Source organism: Peribacillus sp. NPDC097895, assembly GCF_050277555.1.
Classification (GTDB): Bacteria; Bacillota; Bacilli; order Bacillales; family DSM-1321; genus Peribacillus.
Window position 1 is genome coordinate 79,127 of the sequence record NZ_JBNNSH010000002.1, and the last position, 18,704, is coordinate 97,830.

21 protein-coding genes are annotated in these 18,704 nt (G+C 39.3%); all 21 read right to left on the reverse strand.

Going from position 1 to position 18,704, the window contains the following annotated elements:
• Positions 1 to 342: 342 nt before the first annotated feature.
• The 21 genes from frr to ACQKMH_RS11725 all read right to left on the reverse strand — a co-directional run bounded on the left by frr (position 343) and on the right by ACQKMH_RS11725 (position 18,689).
• The gene (gene frr, locus ACQKMH_RS11625; RefSeq protein WP_289317136.1) at positions 343 to 900 is read right to left on the reverse strand and encodes a ribosome recycling factor; all 558 of its coding nucleotides are present in this window, start codon (positions 898 to 900) and stop codon (positions 343 to 345) included.
• A 3-nt stretch (positions 901 to 903) separates the two neighbouring features.
• Positions 904 to 1,626, reverse strand: a complete 723-nt coding sequence (gene pyrH, locus ACQKMH_RS11630) for a UMP kinase (RefSeq protein WP_057913387.1) — start codon at positions 1,624 to 1,626, stop codon at positions 904 to 906.
• A 125-nt stretch (positions 1,627 to 1,751) separates the two neighbouring features.
• Positions 1,752 to 2,636, reverse strand: coding sequence for a translation elongation factor Ts (gene tsf, locus ACQKMH_RS11635; protein WP_427587639.1), 885 nt, complete (start codon positions 2,634 to 2,636; stop codon positions 1,752 to 1,754).
• Between the two features lie 291 nt (positions 2,637 to 2,927).
• On the reverse strand, positions 2,928 to 3,641 hold the full coding sequence (rpsB, locus tag ACQKMH_RS11640; protein WP_057913389.1) for a 30S ribosomal protein S2: 714 nt from the start codon (positions 3,639 to 3,641) through the stop codon (positions 2,928 to 2,930).
• A 152-nt stretch (positions 3,642 to 3,793) separates the two neighbouring features.
• On the reverse strand, positions 3,794 to 4,432 hold the full coding sequence (locus ACQKMH_RS11645) for a hypothetical protein (protein ID WP_427587641.1): 639 nt from the start codon (positions 4,430 to 4,432) through the stop codon (positions 3,794 to 3,796).
• A gap of 179 nt (positions 4,433 to 4,611) precedes the next feature.
• On the reverse strand, positions 4,612 to 4,746 hold the full coding sequence (locus tag ACQKMH_RS11650; RefSeq protein WP_427587642.1) for a hypothetical protein: 135 nt from the start codon (positions 4,744 to 4,746) through the stop codon (positions 4,612 to 4,614).
• A 272-nt stretch (positions 4,747 to 5,018) separates the two neighbouring features.
• Positions 5,019 to 5,786 carry a FliA/WhiG family RNA polymerase sigma factor gene (locus tag ACQKMH_RS11655; RefSeq protein ID WP_427587643.1) on the reverse strand — a complete coding sequence of 256 codons (768 nt, stop codon included), beginning with the start codon at positions 5,784 to 5,786 and terminating at the stop codon, positions 5,019 to 5,021.
• 130 nt (positions 5,787 to 5,916) lie between these two features.
• A complete protein-coding gene (locus ACQKMH_RS11660; protein ID WP_427587644.1) occupies positions 5,917 to 6,420 on the reverse strand; it encodes a chemotaxis protein CheD in 504 nt (167 codons plus the stop codon).
• Complete coding sequence (locus ACQKMH_RS11665; protein WP_427587645.1) at positions 6,413 to 7,051, reverse strand: chemotaxis protein CheC; 639 nt, start codon at positions 7,049 to 7,051, stop codon at positions 6,413 to 6,415. The genes ACQKMH_RS11660 and ACQKMH_RS11665 overlap by 8 nt, the downstream gene beginning before the upstream one ends.
• A 4-nt stretch (positions 7,052 to 7,055) precedes the next feature.
• Positions 7,056 to 7,511, reverse strand: a complete 456-nt coding sequence (locus ACQKMH_RS11670) for a chemotaxis protein CheW (protein ID WP_427587646.1) — start codon at positions 7,509 to 7,511, stop codon at positions 7,056 to 7,058.
• Positions 7,512 to 7,585: 74 nt separating this feature from the next.
• On the reverse strand, positions 7,586 to 9,637 hold the full coding sequence (locus ACQKMH_RS11675) for a chemotaxis protein CheW (RefSeq protein WP_427587648.1): 2,052 nt from the start codon (positions 9,635 to 9,637) through the stop codon (positions 7,586 to 7,588).
• Between the two features lie 20 nt (positions 9,638 to 9,657).
• Entirely contained in the window at positions 9,658 to 10,755 is a 1,098-nt protein-coding gene (locus ACQKMH_RS11680; protein ID WP_427587649.1) for a protein-glutamate methylesterase/protein-glutamine glutaminase, read from the reverse strand.
• Positions 10,756 to 10,765: 10 nt separating this feature from the next.
• On the reverse strand, positions 10,766 to 11,632 hold the full coding sequence (locus tag ACQKMH_RS11685) for a MinD/ParA family protein (protein WP_427587651.1): 867 nt from the start codon (positions 11,630 to 11,632) through the stop codon (positions 10,766 to 10,768).
• Positions 11,625 to 12,770 carry a flagellar biosynthesis protein FlhF gene (gene flhF / locus ACQKMH_RS11690; protein ID WP_427587652.1) on the reverse strand — a complete coding sequence of 382 codons (1,146 nt, stop codon included), beginning with the start codon at positions 12,768 to 12,770 and terminating at the stop codon, positions 11,625 to 11,627. The genes ACQKMH_RS11685 and flhF overlap by 8 nt, the downstream gene beginning before the upstream one ends.
• Entirely contained in the window at positions 12,767 to 14,803 is a 2,037-nt protein-coding gene (gene flhA / locus ACQKMH_RS11695; protein WP_427587653.1) for a flagellar biosynthesis protein FlhA, read from the reverse strand. Before flhA ends, flhF begins: the two co-directional genes overlap by 4 nt.
• 38 nt (positions 14,804 to 14,841) lie before the next feature.
• Positions 14,842 to 15,924, reverse strand: coding sequence for a flagellar biosynthesis protein FlhB (flhB, locus tag ACQKMH_RS11700; protein WP_427587654.1), 1,083 nt, complete (start codon positions 15,922 to 15,924; stop codon positions 14,842 to 14,844).
• Between the two features lies 1 nt (position 15,925).
• Entirely contained in the window at positions 15,926 to 16,702 is a 777-nt protein-coding gene (gene fliR, locus ACQKMH_RS11705) for a flagellar biosynthetic protein FliR (protein ID WP_427587655.1), read from the reverse strand.
• Between the two features lie 3 nt (positions 16,703 to 16,705).
• A complete protein-coding gene (gene fliQ / locus ACQKMH_RS11710) occupies positions 16,706 to 16,975 on the reverse strand; it encodes a flagellar biosynthesis protein FliQ (RefSeq protein ID WP_230158060.1) in 270 nt (89 codons plus the stop codon).
• Between the two features lie 14 nt (positions 16,976 to 16,989).
• On the reverse strand, positions 16,990 to 17,655 hold the full coding sequence (gene fliP / locus ACQKMH_RS11715) for a flagellar type III secretion system pore protein FliP (protein ID WP_427587656.1): 666 nt from the start codon (positions 17,653 to 17,655) through the stop codon (positions 16,990 to 16,992).
• Positions 17,652 to 18,311 carry a flagellar biosynthetic protein FliO gene (locus ACQKMH_RS11720; protein ID WP_427587657.1) on the reverse strand — a complete coding sequence of 220 codons (660 nt, stop codon included), beginning with the start codon at positions 18,309 to 18,311 and terminating at the stop codon, positions 17,652 to 17,654. The genes fliP and ACQKMH_RS11720 overlap by 4 nt, the downstream gene beginning before the upstream one ends.
• Before the next feature lie 15 nt (positions 18,312 to 18,326).
• Positions 18,327 to 18,689 (reverse strand): response regulator, encoded by a 363-nt coding sequence (locus ACQKMH_RS11725; protein WP_063231856.1) that lies wholly within the window; start codon positions 18,687 to 18,689, stop codon positions 18,327 to 18,329.
• Positions 18,690 to 18,704 lie beyond the last annotated feature (15 nt).

Here is an 18,704-nt window from a genome sequence, read left to right on the forward strand (position 1 = left end):
TATGTATATCAAGCTTTCTGCCGCTTAAAAAGAATCTATATTATAATATCAAAAAAAAACTGGTTCTCATATTATTATTATGAAAATTATTTCTTCATTAGAAGCGAGAAAGGCAGAAATCATTACTTCTTTTTTTCTAAAACCGGTTAAGATTCCCATATAAAAAGCAAAAAAAGGACCACCTCCAACGTTTGCATGCAACATACTAACTCAAGGAGTAATCATTATCGGAGAAACCTTATTATAACAGTTTTCTCTTTTAAGCACACCTATATGTTAGAACCACGACATGACCCAGTATGGATTCGGCCCTCTTAATTTAATCATTTCTTTAAGTGGATATTATACTTCCAAAATTTCTTTTTCTTTATCTTTGGTAATCTCATCGATTTTCGTGATATTGCCATCAGTCATCTTTTGAATGTCATCGGCATAGCCACGTAAATCATCTTCCGTGATTTCACCATTTTTTTCAAGCTTTTTCAAATCATCATTAGCATCGCGACGCACGTTACGGACAGCTATTTTCGCTTCTTCCGCTTCTTTCTTGACAACTTTCACAAGCTCTTTTCTACGTTCTTCAGTTAACGCTGGAATAGCTATCCTGATGATTGAACCATCATTAGAAGGATTTAAGCCTAAGTCTGATTTCAAGATCGCTTTTTCAATCTCACCTAATACCGTTTTATCATAAGGTTGAATGACTAAAAGTCTAGCTTCAGGGACAGAAATACCAGCCACCTGATTTACAGGTGTTGGTGAACCATAATAATCGATCGAGATTCTATCAAGCAATGAGGCATTTGCCCTTCCGGCACGGATGCTGGCTAATTCACGTGTGTAAGCTCCAATGGCTTTTTCCATTTTCGTTTTCGCATTCGAAATAACTTGTTTCGGCATCTTTTATTTCCCCCTTACAATTGTTCCAAGCGTTTCGCCTAGAACGGCTCGTTTAATATTACCTTTTTCCATAATCGAGAAGACAATCAATGGAATATCATTGTCCATGCACAGTGAGGACGCAGTCGAATCCATTACTTCCAATCCTTCTTTAATTACATCAAGATATGAAAGTTCATCATACTTCACTGCATTTTTGTCTTTTACCGGATCTGCATTGTAAACGCCATCCACATTATTCTTCGCCATCAAGATGACATCAGCTTCAATTTCAGCAGCACGCAGGGCGGCAGTGGTATCCGTTGAGAAGTATGGATTACCGGTACCTGCTGCAAAAATCACCACTCTCTTTTTCTCTAGATGCCTGATTGCACGGCGTCTAATGTATGGTTCTGCGACTTGTCTCATCTCAATGGAAGTTTGCACGCGCGTTTCAATTCCAAGCTGATCTAGGCTGTCTTGTAATGCCAATGAGTTCATGACTGTAGCTAGCATACCCATATAATCGGCATTAGCACGATCCATGCCCATTTCACTGCCTATTTTCCCGCGCCAAATGTTTCCGCCGCCGACAACAACAGCCACTTCCACATCAAGCTCAGCCACTTCCTTGACTTGTTCAGCAATAGATTTAATTACTGCAGGGTTAATTCCAAATCCTTCTTCACCGGCTAATGCTTCGCCACTTAGTTTTAAAACGACACGTTTATATTTAGCGTTACTCATGAGAACCTCCAACTATGTAATCTTTTCATTCGTTCATCATGCTTTCTTGCAATACTACCAAAAATTCATGACATTTCAAAAAATAGGGAACACCAGAGTGTTCCCTATTATTAATTATCTGACAATTAGTCTTTTTTAACTTGGTTCATTACTTCTTCAGCAAAGTTTTCTTGACGTTTTTCAAGACCTTCCCCTACTTCATAACGAACGAATGATAGGATTTTTCCGCCTTTTGATTCAACGAATTGTCCCACTTTTTGATCAGGGTTTTTAACGAAAGCTTGTTCGTTAACACAGATTTCTTCGTAGAATTTATTGATACGTCCTTCAACCATTTTCGCAACGATTTTTTCAGGTTTGCCTTCATTAAGCGCTTGTTGAGTAAGAACTTCGCGTTCCCGTTCTAATTCGCTAGCATCAACTTGGTCGCGAGAGATATATTTAGGGTTAATCGCAGCGATATGCATTGAAACACCTTTAGCTGCTTCTTCGTCAGTTGTACCTTCAAGAACTGATAGTACGCTGATACGTCCACCCATGTGAAGGTATGCACCGAATGCGTCATTATCTGTTTTTGTAACAACTTCAAAACGGCGAAGAGTTAATTTTTCCCCGATTTTAGCAACTGCAGCATTGATATGATCTGCAACTTTTGCTCCATTTTCCATTGTTTGTTCAAGAGCAACCTCAACGCTTTCAGGTTTGTTAGCAATAAGGAATGCTGCTAATTCTTTAACAAGAGTTTGGAAGCCTTCGTTTTTAGCAACGAAATCAGTTTCTGAGTTCACTTCAAGAATAACCGCTTGGTTTCCTTCTACAACGATAGAAGTTAAACCTTCAGCAGCAATACGGTCACCTTTATTAGCTGCTTTTGCAATTCCTTTTTCACGTAGGAAATCGATTGCTTTTTCCATATCGCCTTCTGTTTGTACAAGTGCCTTTTTACAGTCCATCATACCGGCACCAGTTTTTTCACGCAATTCTTTAACTAATTGTGCAGTGATTGCCATAATATATATCCTCCTCAAATTAAATGCAGTTTATTCAATCTTTACCCATTTTTGCCAGAAAATACTTGTTATCATCAAAGAAAATAACGATTTTCGGCAGAATTCCAGAAGAATCACCCACTTAGTCAGTCAAATTGACTGAACTGAATGATTATCCTTTCCTGAAAATCAACCATGCTTTTTTCATTCGCACGGTGATTTATGTATGCTTATTTAGTGCAAAAAAAAGGGATAAAAGGCATTATCCTCTTATCACCTTTTTTCTCACTGAATAAGCAACCTTTTTACTTATTAAGCAGTTGTTGTTTCAGTAGCTGTTTCTTCGCCTTGTTTAGCTTCTAAGATAGCATCTGCCATTTTACCTGTTAATAATTTAACAGCACGGATTGCATCGTCATTCGCAGGAATAACTACATCGATTTCATCCGGATCACAGTTTGTATCAACGATACCAACAAGTGGAATGTGTAATTTGTGAGCTTCCGCAACAGCAATACGCTCTTTGCGAGGGTCGATAACGAAGATCGCATCTGGAAGAGTCTTCATATCTTTAATACCGCCTAAGAATTTCTCTAAGCGATCCCATTCTTTTTTAAGTTGGATAACTTCTTTTTTAGGAAGTACTTCGAAAGTTCCGTTTGCTTCCATTTTTTCGATATCTTTAAGACGAGCAATACGTTTTTGGATTGTTTCAAAGTTTGTTAAAGTTCCACCTAACCAACGTTGGTTTACATAGTACATACCAGAACGGATAGCTTCTTCTTTAACAGACTCTTGAGCTTGTTTTTTAGTACCAACGAAAAGAACAGTTCCACCGTTAGCAGCTAGTTCTTTCACGAAGTTATAAGCTTCTTCAACCTTTTTAACTGTTTTTTGAAGGTCGATGATGTAGATGCCGTTACGCTCAGTGAAGATATATTTCTTCATTTTCGGGTTCCAGCGACGTGTTTGGTGTCCGAAATGCACACCAGCTTCAAGCAATTGTTTCATAGAAATGACTGACATTTTAGTTCCTCCTAAATGGTTTTGTTTTTCCTCCGCACCGATCATTTTCATACAGAAACTGTCGAAACAGCACCATCTGCAAGAATCACGGGGCGTGTGTATTAACACCATTTCATAATATATCATAACGACTCTGCACAATCAAGAAATATTTATCTATTCATACGAAACTTTAGTAATAGTTCAATTTCCGTTTGGCCGCGATTTAACTTTTTGGCGATTTCTTCTATTGAATGGCCTTGATCAGATAACATTTTCACTTGTTCATCTAGTGATCGTTCATTTAACGAAGCCTGTAACATTTCCGCAAATTCTTTACTGGTCGAATTACCCTCGATTGAGGCGGAAGTGACTGCTGCTGAAAGCTCCAATTTGTCCTCATCTATTACTGGTAAAGTATTATACTCTTGTTCTTCAGGCACTTTTTTATAAGCTTTGATAGCCTGCTTTTTAAAAGTGACACGCCTTTCCTCATGATGCCCTTGCATCATGTTTTGTTCTTGCTTGACTTTTTTCTCTCCCATGGATTCATATAATGACCCATGTTCTTGTTCATTTGTATCAATCCCGGATTTCATCGCTACCGAATTGGTGAATGCCCGTACCAATGTCTCGTTATCTTCTTTCATCTCCATCAAATAACCAGACAAAATTTGTTCCATTTCTCCTATGATTGCTTTTTGGTCTTTTTCCAACTTACTTAAACGGTTTTGACGAAGATATAAAACGACGATGGCAAAAATGCTGAATATATTCAAAACGAACAACAGAAACATAAAAAATACTAACATGTTGCCTCCTATTAACCGGAATAGTCAATCCTATTTCCTTTATACGAATGGGGATCTTTTTTCACTGCTGTTTTTTTCTGTTTATTTTTTTTTCGAGTCTGCCCCTTGTTTGCATTACCTTCCTTTTCATAATAATGAGCAGGAAGCTTTTGCTCTTCACCTACTAGGGTCTTTTGTTTTCATTCTATATCCTTTTTGACTTGATGGGCAGCATGATCCTGTTGGACCAAATTCTTTTGTTGATTTTGCTCTTGAATTTTTCCTGCATCCGGGGTTAGGAGAGCAACTTGCATCTCAATCGCTTTTAAACTCATGGCCACCCACCTTCTGAAAAATCACTAATCCCGATGAACCCGAACGGAAAGTGGTCTACATTATAATCCTAAAAAATATGACTTGAATACCTTGCAAACCTGGACCTGCTCCATTAGACTACGTGCGGTTTTAGAAAATTCTGGATTTTGAAATGTTCAAGAAGGGGAATGACCTAAGAATAATTGAAACAAGGCCATAATGATTCTTCGACCTCGAAAATCCCACTCGTGACCTGTATGTATTCGTTGCATCCATGTTCCCCTAAGTATATTTAATTCTTTTGATCTTGCATCGCGTTTCTTAATTTATATATGGCTTTTGAGTGAATCTGGGAAATCCGAGATGTAGAAAGGCTCATTACTTGTCCAATTTCGGTTAATGTTAGTTCCTCTTTATAAAAAAGTTGTAAAACCAACTGTTCTTTTTCATTAAGCGTTTCTATGACTTCGGCTAATTCCACATACAGTTCTTCCCTTAACACATGTTCCTCAGGTAAATCCGTTTTTTCATCTTTAATATGAAATTTTGTGCTTTCTTTTTCGTCTTGATCTTGAGGGTTTTCATCCATGGATAATACGTTCGCAAAAAAATTCTCATTTATTGCATCATATACATCATCTTCCGGTATATTCAATTCAGCTGCAATTTCATTTGGAGAAAGGTTCCTCATATATTTCTGCTCTAGCTTTTCAATAGCAGACTCTATTTTCTTGGCTTTATCTCTTGCACTCCGTGGAAGCCAATCCTCTTTTCTTAATCCATCTAAAATGGCACCACGAATTCTAAATGAAGCATATGTGTCAAACTTCAGGTCTCGATTCGTATCAAAACGCTCAAGCGCATCGAATAACCCCATCATCCCTAAACTCCTGATATCATCACGGCTTACATTTTTAGGAAGACTTACTGAAATACGTTGAACATGATACGATACAAGCGGGATGTATTTCTTGACCAAAATGTCCCCGGCCTGCGGATCTCTGCAATCAACCCAATTTTTCCAACATAACTGTTCTTCTTCGATGGTCAGATGAGACATTGGACATCCTCCTAACATTGTATACGTTTTATGAACAAAACGGCCCATAAAGGCCCAAGGTGCAACAATATTTTGATTCTTGTGACCCTGTCATAATTTTAACTGCGCTTTTTTAATGCTATTTCCGTTTCTATATGCTTTTTGTCCCTTTATTTACGGTCCGTATATTCAGTAAACAATCGTTCAAATTGAATTCGATCGTTCTCCCGCTATTCCCCCCAACATCTTCAGCAACGACTTGAATGCGCAAGTCAAATAACTCTTTTTTGACTGCATCCACATTCCGGGGACCTATTCTCATTAAGTCCCCTCCCGAGGCAAATTGAAACATTTGCGCCCCGCCAGCCAACTTCGCTTTTAAGAATGGCATTCTTGCGCCTTCTTTTACTAAGAGATGCACTAAATCCTTAACCGCCGTATCCGCAAATTTAGCAACGTTGATCTGACCCGATTTAGCGAGTGAAGAGTCAGGCAACATGACGTGAGCCAAACCGGCGATCGCTTTTTTTTCGTCATAAATCACAAGACCAACACAAGACCCCAGCCCGGAAGTACGGATTGAATGGGGAGGTTTTATAATATTCATATCCGCTATTCCGACCTTAACAACCTTGACCTGTAACAAATCAGTCATTTGGTGTCACTCCTAAAGCGGCAAAAATGATATCGAAAAATTCAGGATCAGGCAATAAAAAGAAATGACCATCAAAGGATTCTGCAAGTAGCTGATCTTTTTCAAGGACAGTATCAATGACAATGGCTGCGTCACTTACTTGGGATAATTCCAATAATCCATAGCTGATGGCTGCCCCTGCCATATCGATGCTCAATGACGGAACAGATGGATATAAATTCAATCTAGTGAAATCAGCTAGTGAAGATAGATAGGATCCAGATAATATATTCCCTAATTCCTGAAGACTAGAGAATGCCAATTCAGTATAAGGTGTAGAATCTATCGAAAAGGTTTCATCACCAGTCATCTGTCGAATCAAGTATTGGGCTACTGGAAGCGTAAGGATAAAAAACATACTTCCGGATGCATCACCTTCTATTCTAAGAAAAACGCTGGCAACGACGTGATCGGGCCCGCCGGCCATTTCCATCATTTCATCGAATGAAACGATTCGAACATTAGGAACATTCATATCTATTTTCCTATTAAGGATGGCAGAAAGAGCAGTTGCTGCATTTCCGGCTCCTATATTGCCCATTTCCTTCAAAATATCGAGTTGAAGAGGATTGATTTTTTCAATGAACGACATATGACTATCCTTCTTTTAACATATTTTCATTCACTTCTAGACTTAAAGCCTTTTCCAAATTAATTAAGACGAGCAGACGCTTTTCAATTTTAGCCACTCCGCTAATGTATTCTGAAGCAAAATGACCCACAACTTCAGGCTGCGGCTCAATACTGTCCACTGGAATATCCAAAACATCATTGGCTGAATCCACTATTAACCCTACTTCCATATCATCCAGAATGACTATGATAATCCTTGTAGAATCATCGTATTCCACCTCTTCGAATCCAAAACGGACCCGTAAATCAATAATTGGGGTAATGACTCCCCTTAAATTGATGACTCCCTTAACAAACTGAACAGCCTTTGGGACTCTGGTTATATGCAGAAGCTTTTCGATTCCGCTCACTTTATCTACTGGAATGGCATATTCTTTATCTTTAATTTGAAATACGATTACTTTCATATCCTCCGACATCTGTTCCCTCCTCTTTGTAAAAAAAGCTTAATGTTAACCTGAAAGTGACACGGTTCTGCTTATTTCCCTATCAATCAATGAATCAATGTGTTGCAATCTATGATTAAGGCTACTTGACCATCACCAAGAATCGTTGCCCCCGATATTGCAAATGCGCCTGATAAATAATTACCCAGTGATTTCAAAACGATTTCCAGCTGCCCGATAAATGAATCAACGACTAATCCTGCTAATTTATCTCCCTTTCTTACAATGACAATGGAGAGGAATTCTTCTTCTTCCTGACTGACAGGCACTTCAAAAATATTTTTCAAGAACAGAAGTGGCAGTACTTTCCCCCTGAAGTCAATAACTTGCTGATTATGGGCATTCATGATATCTTCTCTTTTTATGATCGCAGTCTCTATTATAGAAGAAAGCGGTATGGCATATTTTTCGTTTTGAATCGCAACCAGCATGACTGAAATAATGGATAATGTAAGTGGAAGCTGAATAAGGAATATGGAGCCTTCGTTCTCCTTGGAATCAATCGTGACAGAACCGCCCAGAGACTCGATTGTATTTTTAACTACATCCAGACCTACACCGCGCCCTGACACATCTGAAATGGTTTCTGCTGTTGAGAAACCAGATGCGAATATCAATTCATAGATTTGCTTATCCGTTAGAGTGGAAGCCATTTCCTTAGTTAAAATCCCATTGGAAAGCGCCTTATTCAAGACTCGCTCTTTATTGATGCCTGCCCCATCATCATCTATTTCAATGAAAACATGATTCCCGCTGTGATACGCTTTTAATAGGATTTTACCTTCTTCTTTCTTCCCTTTCGCCAGACGTTCTTCAGGTGTTTCAATTCCATGATCCATAGCGTTTCTTAATAAATGGACGAGAGGATCACCAATTTCATCAATGACTGTACGATCAAGTTCCGTTTCAGATCCGATGATTTCCAAATCAACTTTCTTGTTTAAGTCCCTTGCTAATTGACGAACCATTTTTGGAAAACGATTGAATACCGTTTCCACAGGCACCATCCGCATATTCAATACGATTGTTTGTAAATCACTTGTTATACGGGACATTCTTTCCACTGTTTCCTGCAGTTCTTGATTATCCAAATCACTGGAAATTTGATTAAGTCTGCCTCTATCGATTACAAGTTCCTCGAATAAATTCATTAATATATCCAGCCGTTCAATGTTTACCCGGATGGTCTTGCTTGACGCTGGCTTGACGGATGCCTGTTTTTTCTTCTCCTTATTATCGATTGGAATCTCGGCATTATTTCTCTCTTGTTCCTGATTATTTACTGCAGCAATTTTATCCTCTTTGGTATTGTCGGCATGTCGCAAGCCTTCAAAATCAAGGGCATTTAGAACAACTCGATCCACTTCAGAAACCTTTATGATTTTTTCTTGTAACTCTTCAGCCGATTCTCTTGTTACCATCGTGACTGTGAATTGTTGATCGAACAGCTCTTCTTCCAAAAGTTCAACGGGTGGATACGACTTAATTACTTCACCTGATTTTTCAAGCACTTCAAATACCATAAACACGCGGGCAGCTTTTAAAAGACAGTCTTCACGCAAACCTATCGAAATTTCAAAGCTGTTGAACCCTTGCTCTTTGGACTGCTGGAGCACTGTCCATTCAAATTCATCGTACTCCCCCGCAGTCATTTCTTCCTTTCCAAGAACGGCAGAAGCTGCTGCAACCTCTGCAATGGAGGATGATGAAACTTGGAACACCCCTTTTTCAATCAATTCAAGTTGATTGACAACATTCACTACATCCCTTTTCCCATCTCCACCTTCAGCAATGGACATGACCATCGCCTCTAAATCATCAACCGCTAAAAATATCACATCAAACAATTCAGGTGTAAGAATGATTTGACTGTTTCGGATTGCATCCAAAACATTCTCCATTTTATGAGTTAAATTGGCTAAATCCTCATACCCCATAGTTGCCGACATCCCTTTTAAGGTGTGAGCGGAACGAAAGATTTCATTTACAATCGAGAGGTCTTCCGGGTTCTTTTCAAGTACCAGCAACTGTTCGCTGCATGTTTGAAGATGCTCTTTACTTTCTTCTATAAATACCTCTAGATACTGATTCATATCCATACAATCTCCACCTCCACGTGTTAACAATAGACTATTATCGCTTTAGCTATCTTTTCTACATCCTCTATGTTATCTATTAAATTGGTACTGATTGCCGCTTTCGGCATACCAAAAACGATTGATGTCTCCTGTGATTCGGCTATCGCTTTTAAAGGACCCTTTTGTTTCAACCTCTTAAGCCCTATCGTCCCATCCATACCCATTCCGGTCATGATAACGGCGATTTTCGCAAGATCATTCATTTCACTTACTGATTCAAATAGAACATCCACCGACGGGCGATGTCCATTACGCAATTCGGTTTGATCCAAAAGGACTGCCCAACTCATTCCGACTTTCCTCACTTTCATGTGAAAGCCTCCAGGAGCGATGTAGGCGATTCCTTTTTGGATCAATTCCCCCTCTTCAGCTTCTTTCACTTGAATCTTACATAATGAATTCAGGCGTGTAGCCAAGGATTTTGTAAAACCGGGGGGCATGTGCTGGACAACAAGAATGGGCGCCTCAATATCTTCTGGCAGTTCTGTCAATACAGTCTGCAAAGCTTTTGGGCCACCTGTAGATGTACCAATGACTATAATTCTCTCATTCCCATTGGACCATGTTTTTTTATTTTTTTCGGTTTTTATCATTTCATTTGAATCTATTTTACTATATTTTTTCCAAAACGATGGGCTTCTTTCAATATTTAGCGCATTTTTTTGTAGTTTGTGAACATTTGCCCTGCTGGCTGCCATAACTTTCTCGCAGAGTTCTTTCTTAATTTTATGTAAATCCAGAGATATGGCACCTGATGGCTTAGCCACAAAGTCAAATGCTCCACTGTTCATGGCAGCACATGTATTTTCCGTTCCTATTTTCGTTGTACTTGATAGCATCACTACAGCGGTTGGACATTCATTCATGATCCGTTTTAATGCTTCCAAGCCGTCCAGAACCGGCATTTCCACATCCAAAGTCACGACATCTGGTTTTAAAGCCTTTATTTTATCTAAAGCTTCTAATCCATTTCTCGCAGTTCCGATGACTTCAACCTTGCTCTCCTCTGCTAAAAACTCTGAAATTAACTTTCTCATAAACGCAGAATCATCCACTATCAGCACTTTTACTTTATCCATGTAAGGAGACCTACTTTCCAAGAAAATATCTCTTCATATTTCGGAGGAAATCGCTTTTTTGCAAAGTCAATTCTCCCTCAAATGAATGGTTTTCATATCTCGATGCAATGTCCGCAATTGCTTTGGATACATTGGCTTTTGAATCGAAAAGGATAAAGGGAATTTGTTTTGTAACAGCTCTTGAAACAGTTCTATCATCTGGTAAGTATCCTAGTACAACGGTTTCCAGACCCAAAAATTTCACTAGTGCATTTTGGAGCCGCTTTATCGTTTCTTTGCCGTCCTTACTCGTGAAAACCCTATTGCAAACAAGGAAAAGTGGAATCTCTTTATTGACTGAATGAATATATTTCATTGCGGAGTATGCATCCATGATAGAAGTCGGTTCAGGCGTCGTAATAACGAACAATTCATCCACACATAACATGAATTTCATCGAATCCCGAGTTATACCAGCCCCCATATCAAATAAAATATAATCGTAGTTTGCCAACAATGAACTGAATTCTTCATTAAAGCGGGTATAGCTTTCTTCATCTAGTGAAAAGAGATTCGTCAGCCCTGTTCCACCAGTAATGATGGAAATATTCCCGGGTCCTTCCGTGATAATATCCTTCAAACTACAATCATTTTCAAAGAAATCAATAATACTGTAGGTGGAATGTTGCCCAATCAATATATCAATATTCCCCATGCCGATATCCATGTCGAATATCAGGACCCTTTTCCCCCTTTTGGATAGAGCTATGGAAAAGTTCAGGGAAAAGTTTGATTTTCCCACTCCACCTTTGCCACTTAAAACGGCAATTGTCCTAGCCATTGATTGATTTTGACGGGCTTCTAATCGTCTTCGTAAGTTCTCGGCTTGATCATTCAAATTTTTCAGCCCCAAAAGCCATTTTCAATAACTGTGATGAAGTAGCTATTTCAATATCGTCTGGCACATTCTGTCCATTTGTTATATAAGCGGCTCCTAATTTATGAGCGTGTATAAAATTAAATATTGCTCCGAAAGTGGACGTCTCGTCCGCTTTTGTAAAAATGACTTGTTTAATCGGTATGGCTGAAAACTGCCGATAAATATCGTCCATATCCTTTTGCTTAGAGGTTAATGACAACACTAAATAGGTTTCCATCTCATCTGTAAAATCGATGATTTCATTAAGGTCTTTTACATATTGCGGGTTACGGAAATTTCTCCCGGCCGTATCTATAAAGACGTAATCATAGTGGGAGAAGCGTTCAGCCGCCTTTTTGAAATCTTCCAAATTATATGCGACTTCAATTGGAACGTTTAAAATCTTTGCATATGTCTTAAGCTGATCTATTGCAGCAATTCTGTACGTATCCGTCGTAATGAACGCCACTTTTTTATCATGCTTCAACATGGTTTCCGCAGCTACTTTTGCAAGAGTCGTAGTCTTTCCCACTCCTGTTGGACCAACAATATTAATATATTTTTTTTGCAGCCCTGGTTTTCCATTTTCAACCTTATCCAGTATCCCGAACATGGCTTCTTCCAGCCAAATCTGAACTTCTTCATCAGTGGCTTTTTGTTTCAAAATAAACCATTTTTCAAGTAGTTCTTCCATGATTTGTGACCGCAGTGATATATCCACTTCCTGCCCCGTTAGGTAATCGTGGATTTTCTGCAGTTTTTCTGGATATTCCCTACCAGATGAATTGATTTGTATATTTTTGATCATTTCTTTCAAGCCTTCGATTTCTTGTAATAAATCAGTACTTGCCCTTTTGTTTTCATTAAAATCAGGTGCACTTTCCAATTCCGGTTTCAAAGGCAACCTCTTCGTTTTTTGTTTACTCACCGTTTGGATAGGTTGGGAAACTGGATCAATGGCTGCAATGACTTCAATATTCCTCTTTTTGAATAATCCTAGGAAGCCACTAGTATATACAGGCTTTGAACTTAGGATGACCGCATCACTGCCTAGTTCCACCCTTATTCGCTTCATCGCTTCGTTCATTGATGGTGCCAAATATTTCTTTACCTTCAATTGATATTCACCACCCCTACACTTTGTACTTCTACATTGGATTCGAGTTCATTGTATGAAAGAATCGGTACATTAGGAAAATAACGTTCCGTTAATTGCCTGGCATACATCCTTACTGCTGGAGAGCAGAGTAAGATCGGTGGGTGATCCATTAATGTCAGCTCTTCCAATTTCGCAGCAATTGCCTCCAATATGGATTGCGATACAGTTGGATCAAGTGATAAAAAGTTACCATGTTCAGTTTGCTGAACCCCATCCGCTATCGTTTTTTCCACTTTTCCCGATAATGTTATAACTTTAATTCTATTTTCATCTGTAATAAAAGAATTCGTTATTTGTCTGGCTAAATTTTGACGTACATATTCAGTAAGTAAATCTGTATCAGTGGATAACTTCCCATAATCCGCAAGTGTTTCGAAAATGATCGGCAAATTCCTTATAGAGACTTTTTCCTTCAATAACTTTGCCAATACCTTTTGTACATCGCCAATCGACAGGGGATTCGGGGTGACTTCCTCTACAAGTATCGGGGAAGTTTCATGGAGATGATCGATCAATTGTTTCGTTTCCTGCCTGCCTAATAATTCCTGTGCATTGGCCTTTATGACTTCCGTCAAGTGAGTCGATACAACACTTGGGGGGTCTACAACCGTATACCCCATTATCTCCGCATGTTCTTTCATATCTTCCGTGATCCATTTGGCTGGTAAACCGAAGGATGGTTCTATCGTATCGATCCCTTCTATTGAATCATCCTCCATCCCCGGGCTCATGGCCAAGAAATGATTAAGAAGCAATTCCCCTTTAGCCATGACACTACCTTTAATTTTCAGCCGATACTCATTAGGGTTCAACTGAATGTTATCACGTATTCTGACGACAGGAATGACAAGCCCCAATTCAATAGCAAGCTGTCTGCGAATCATGACGACTCGATCAAGCAGGTCTCCCCCTTGATTGGCATCTGCAAGTGGAATCAGTCCATATCCAAACTCAAATTCAATCGGATCAACACTTAAAAGGTTAACGACGCTTTCTGGACTTTTCATTTCATCTGTTTCCAGCACTTCTTCCATTTCTTGTATTTCACTCTCATCCTGCTTTGGTATCCTTGAAATTGTATACCCGCCAATGACTAATAAAGCAGCAATCGGCAATGTGAATAAGTCGGAAATGGGAGTGAATAACCCTAACAGAAAAATGGTCGCTGCTGTTAAGTAGAGCATTTTAGGAAATTGAAATAACTGTTCAACAATATCTGCTCCGAGGTTGCCATTCGAGGCTGCCCGGGTTACGACTATTCCTGTTGCTGTGGAAATCAATAAGGCAGGCACCTGACTGACGATACCATCACCAACTGATAACATCGAAAAATGTACGGCGGACTCTGCAAAAGTCATGTCCAATTGCATGACGCCAATGATCATACCAAAAATTAAGTTAATGATGACAATGATGATGCCAGCAATGGCGTCCCCTTTAACAAACTTACTTGCCCCATCCATGGATCCATAAAAGTCTGCTTCGTTGCTTATTTTTTCCCTTCTGACACGCGCCTCGTTTTCGGAAATCATCCCGGCATTTAAATCTGCATCAATGGCCATCTGTTTCCCAGGCATCGCATCTAGCGTAAACCTGGCAGCCACCTCCGAGACCCGTTCCGATCCTTTCGTTATGACAATGAAATTGATGATGACCAAAATGATGAATACAACCAATCCTACAAGTACGTTACCTCCGACTACAAACGATCCAAAGGTCTCTACAACTCCTCCAGCATCACCATAGGTCAAAATGGAACGAGTAGTCGAAACATTCAACCCTAGCCTGAACAATGTCAGTAAAAGGAGCAAGGAAGGAAAGATTGAAAATTCGAGAGGTTCTTTCATATTCATCGTAGTCAATAGAACCAGCAGCGCAAGAGAGATATTTAAGAGGAGTAAAATACTTAACAACCATGTTGGCAATGGAATGACCAACATGGCAACGATCAGGATGACGCTCGATATAACAACTAAATCTCTTGCTCGCATGTTTTTCTCTCCTAACTAACGGGTTACCTGTTACTTCTTTACAGCTTACCTTTGGTTCTATATACAAAGGCTAGTATTTCAGCGACCGCCTTAAAGAACTCTTCAGGTATCGCCTGGCCTAATTCCGCTTGATCATATAAAGACCTTGCCAAAGGCCGATTTTCTACCATGATCACATCGTTTTCTTTAGCAATAAATTTAATTTTCTGAGCAACAAAATCAACGCCTTTTGCTACTACAAACGGAGCCTCTGCTTTATCTTCATCATATTTTAAAGCAATTGCAAAATGCGTCGGATTAGTGATGACGACATCCGCATTGGGAATTTCCTGCATCATTCTTTGAGCCGCCATCTGCCTTTGCTTTTGCTTGATCTTGGATTTGATAAGCGGGTCCCCTTCGGAATTTTTATATTCATCCTTAATATCCTGTTTGGACATTCGGATGTTTTTTTCAAAGTCATATTTTTGATACAAATAGTCTAATAGCGCAATGAACAATAAAGCCACGGCAGCATAAAACCCAACTTTTATCGTAATATCCGCCAATGTTGACATCGCTTCTTCCACAGATATCTGTGATAAAATCATAATCTCGTCCATACGTTGCCAAAGTACATAAAAGGCAACAAAACCAACAAATGATATTTTAAGTATGGATTTCAATAGTTCAACAATGGCCCGCATGGAAAAAATACGTTTGAACCCTTTAATGGGATCCAATTTTTCAAGTTTGAACTGAATGGATTCTGTTGAAAACATAAACCCAATTTGCATGACATTAGCCAAGACCCCAGCCACTATTGCTGCTGCAAAAACGGGCACAAGGACCAGCCCCATCTCCTTCAAAACCTCAACCATGATAATTTGTACATTTTCCTCGCTGAATCCAGCCAAAGTAAAATGTTGCAGATATTCTTTCATGAGTCCGAGCAAATGCTTGTACATATAGGGCCCCATGATTAATAGCACTGAAAATACAGCAATTAAATTCACAGACGTATTTACATCCTGACTCTTTGCCACCTGCCCTTTTTTCTTAGAATCCTGACGTTTCTTTGGAGTCGCCTTTTCGGTCTTCTCACCAGCGAAAAACTGTAAATCCAACTGAAATCTCTCCATATCAAACGCCTCCAATCAACTGCATTAGATGACGCATCGTCAAAAGCAAGAAATTGAAAAGTTGGGTGACAACCGTCATCATCATCCCCATAACCAGTATTATGATCGCTAAGCCAGCTATGATTTTCACTGGAATCCCGACAACGAACACATTTAATTGAGGAACTGTCCTTGCCAGGATTCCCAATGTGACATCCACTAAAAAAATGCTCCCTACCACTGGCATGGACATTTGAAAAGCAATCATGAAGGCTTTGCTGAACGCTTTGGCCAAGTATTCTATCAATGTATGATCTCCGAATGGTACGAATAATTGGTCAATCGGGATGAACTGATAACTGTAAAAGATTCCATCCAAAAGCAAATGATGGCCGTTTGTGCTTAATAAGAATAATAGAGCGATTGTATAAAGGTATTGTCCCAACAACGGGCTTTGAGCCCCAGTTTGAGGATCGATGACATTAGCAATTGAAAAACCCAACTGAAAATCAATCAATCCACCTGCGATTTGAACGGCCGATAAAATCATATAGGCGGCGAATCCTATGAAAAGCCCAACAAGCGCTTCCTTAATGATTAATAAATAAAATGTGACATCCAAGTCCAGAACAGGGGCTTCAATGGTATAGTACATGATCCAGGCAAGAAAGATTCCAAGCCCTACACGATGTTGAATCGGTATTGAACGATACGAAAAAATCGGCATGGCCACAAAAAACGTAGTGACCCTGACTACAATTAATAAAAAGGCGGGAAAGTGCGGAAAAATTTCCTCCATGTCCTACCCTACAAATCGATTCAGGTTACCGAATATTTCATTGGCGTATGATAACAGATGGCTCAGCATCCATGGAGCCAGTAAAATGAGCCCCAATAAGACTGCCACGATTTTTGGAACGAATGCCAAGGTTTGTTCCTGAATTTGGGTAGTCGCCTGAAAGATACTTACTAATAGACCTACAATAAGAGCGATTACCATCAGTGGGCCAGCGATAATCAATACCATATAAATTCCTTTTTCTGCTACATCAATAACAAACTCTGCACTCATTTTTTCTCACCTGCTTAAAAACTCTGTAATAAAGACTTCACTACTAAATACCATCCGTCAACTAGAATGAACAAGAGGATTTTAAATGGGAGGGAAATCATGACTGGCGGTAACATCATCATCCCCATCGACATCAGGACACTTGCAACTACCATATCAATCACCAGAAATGGTATGAAAATCATAAAACCTATTTGAAAGGCTGTTTTGATTTCACTGATTGCAAAAGCTGGTACAAATGCAGTCAAGGGAATGTCCTGTACCGTTTCCGGCTTATCCACCTTGGCATATTCCAAAAATAATGCCAGATCCTTTTGCCTTGTATGTGCACTCATGAATTCCTTAAAAGGTATGGAGGCCTGCACATATGCTTCTTCTAAATCTATTTCTTCATTAAATAACGGAGTTAATGCTTTCTCATTCACTTCCTGAAAAGTAGGTGCCATTATGAAAAAGGTCATGAAAAGAGCTAGTCCGACCAATACCTGATTCGGAGGCATCTGCTGTGTAGCTAGCGATGTTCTCACAAAACTCAGGACAATGATGATTCTTGTAAAACACGTCATCAGGATCAATATGCTTGGAGCCAGCGATAATACGGTCATTAGAAGAACAAGCTTGACGGAAGTAGAGACATTAGTGGGATCACTGTTATTGAAAAACTCCATGAACTCATTCATTCATTGTCTCTTCCTTTCCTATCAAGCTCATTTAACAGCTTCTTCCTGCTATCAGATATTTGATCAAGTTGATTTTTGAACTCTGTAGAAAAATTAGCGGTTTCGGATTCTCTATTCTTCAACCACTTATTTTTCAATTTAGCCGCAAACTCCCCAGGCTGAATCATTTGATCCAACTTATCGTTATAATCTTTCAAAAGCTGTTCATATTCCAAAGGATCATCTATTTCTTTCAGAAGTTGAATATTTTCACCAACCCCGATTACCAATATTCGCCCTCCGATTTTAACAAGTTGAACAGAACGATTTGCACCAAGGCTCGTACCGCCTAAATTCTCTACAGAATTTGCCTTTTGGTACGATTTACTCTTTTTATTGATGAACTTCAATATGATATACAGAAGTGCCACTACAAAAATAGTAGCCAGTATCATCCTGAGAAATTCCCAAACGGTTATTCCGACTTTATCCGGATTCGAAGCCTGATTGTTAGATAGCGAGTCTATTGATTTTTCATTATCCACTTTCTGACCATTTGGCTGCTCATAAACTTCCTTCACCGTTTTATCTAGATCTTCCGCATGGGCCTGAATGGCCCCAGAGAAGAGTACTGCTATCATCAGTGGGACCTGAAGCCATTTTTTTATAAAAAACAATATGAAGACACCCTCTTAACTTAATGCTTTATTTATGGCTTCCAATACCCGGTCTGCCTGGAATGGCTTCACGATAAAGTCCTTGGCGCCCGCCTGGATTGCATCAATGACCATGGCTTGTTGCCCCATTGCTGAACACATAATGACCTTAGCTTGAGGATTCACCTTTTTTATTTCTTTTAAAGCTGTAATTCCATCCATTTCAGGCATGGTGATATCCATCGTTACAAGATCCGGATGCGTTTCTTTATATTTTTCCACCGCTTGCGCACCATCCGCTGCTTCGCCGACAATTTCAAAACCGTTTTTAGAAAGGATATCCTTTATCATCATTCTCATAAATGCTGCATCGTCCACAATTAAAATTCTATTCGCCATTATATTCGTCCCCCA

What these genes read in the sequence shown, in the direction of transcription:
- ACQKMH_RS11725 (WP_063231856.1), bottom strand. Translation starts at nt 18,689, where the DNA reads ATGGCGAATAGAATTTTAATTGTGGACGATGCAGCATTTATGAGAATG.
- fliP (WP_427587656.1), bottom strand. Translation starts at nt 17,655, where the DNA reads ATGAATGAGTTCATGGAGTTTTTCAATAACAGTGATCCCACTAATGTC.
- flhB (WP_427587654.1), bottom strand. Translation starts at nt 15,924, where the DNA reads ATGGAGAGATTTCAGTTGGATTTACAGTTTTTCGCTGGTGAGAAGACC.
- ACQKMH_RS11675 (WP_427587648.1), bottom strand. Translation starts at nt 9,637, where the DNA reads ATGGATATGAATCAGTATCTAGAGGTATTTATAGAAGAAAGTAAAGAG.
- ACQKMH_RS11680 (WP_427587649.1), bottom strand. Translation starts at nt 10,755, where the DNA reads ATGGATAAAGTAAAAGTGCTGATAGTGGATGATTCTGCGTTTATGAGA.
- frr (WP_289317136.1), bottom strand. Translation starts at nt 900, where the DNA reads ATGCCGAAACAAGTTATTTCGAATGCGAAAACGAAAATGGAAAAAGCC.
- ACQKMH_RS11655 (WP_427587643.1), bottom strand. Translation starts at nt 5,786, where the DNA reads ATGTCTCATCTGACCATCGAAGAAGAACAGTTATGTTGGAAAAATTGG.
- flhA (WP_427587653.1), bottom strand. Translation starts at nt 14,803, where the DNA reads ATGCGAGCAAGAGATTTAGTTGTTATATCGAGCGTCATCCTGATCGTT.
- fliR (WP_427587655.1), bottom strand. Translation starts at nt 16,702, where the DNA reads ATGGAGGAAATTTTTCCGCACTTTCCCGCCTTTTTATTAATTGTAGTC.
- pyrH (WP_057913387.1), bottom strand. Translation starts at nt 1,626, where the DNA reads ATGAGTAACGCTAAATATAAACGTGTCGTTTTAAAACTAAGTGGCGAA.
- fliQ (WP_230158060.1), bottom strand. Translation starts at nt 16,975, where the DNA reads ATGAGTGCAGAGTTTGTTATTGATGTAGCAGAAAAAGGAATTTATATG.
- ACQKMH_RS11665 (WP_427587645.1), bottom strand. Translation starts at nt 7,051, where the DNA reads ATGTCGTTCATTGAAAAAATCAATCCTCTTCAACTCGATATTTTGAAG.
- rpsB (WP_057913389.1), bottom strand. Translation starts at nt 3,641, where the DNA reads ATGTCAGTCATTTCTATGAAACAATTGCTTGAAGCTGGTGTGCATTTC.
- ACQKMH_RS11650 (WP_427587642.1), bottom strand. Translation starts at nt 4,746, where the DNA reads ATGAGTTTAAAAGCGATTGAGATGCAAGTTGCTCTCCTAACCCCGGAT.
- ACQKMH_RS11670 (WP_427587646.1), bottom strand. Translation starts at nt 7,511, where the DNA reads ATGTCGGAGGATATGAAAGTAATCGTATTTCAAATTAAAGATAAAGAA.
- ACQKMH_RS11645 (WP_427587641.1), bottom strand. Translation starts at nt 4,432, where the DNA reads ATGTTAGTATTTTTTATGTTTCTGTTGTTCGTTTTGAATATATTCAGC.
- tsf (WP_427587639.1), bottom strand. Translation starts at nt 2,636, where the DNA reads ATGGCAATCACTGCACAATTAGTTAAAGAATTGCGTGAAAAAACTGGT.
- ACQKMH_RS11660 (WP_427587644.1), bottom strand. Translation starts at nt 6,420, where the DNA reads ATGACTGATTTGTTACAGGTCAAGGTTGTTAAGGTCGGAATAGCGGAT.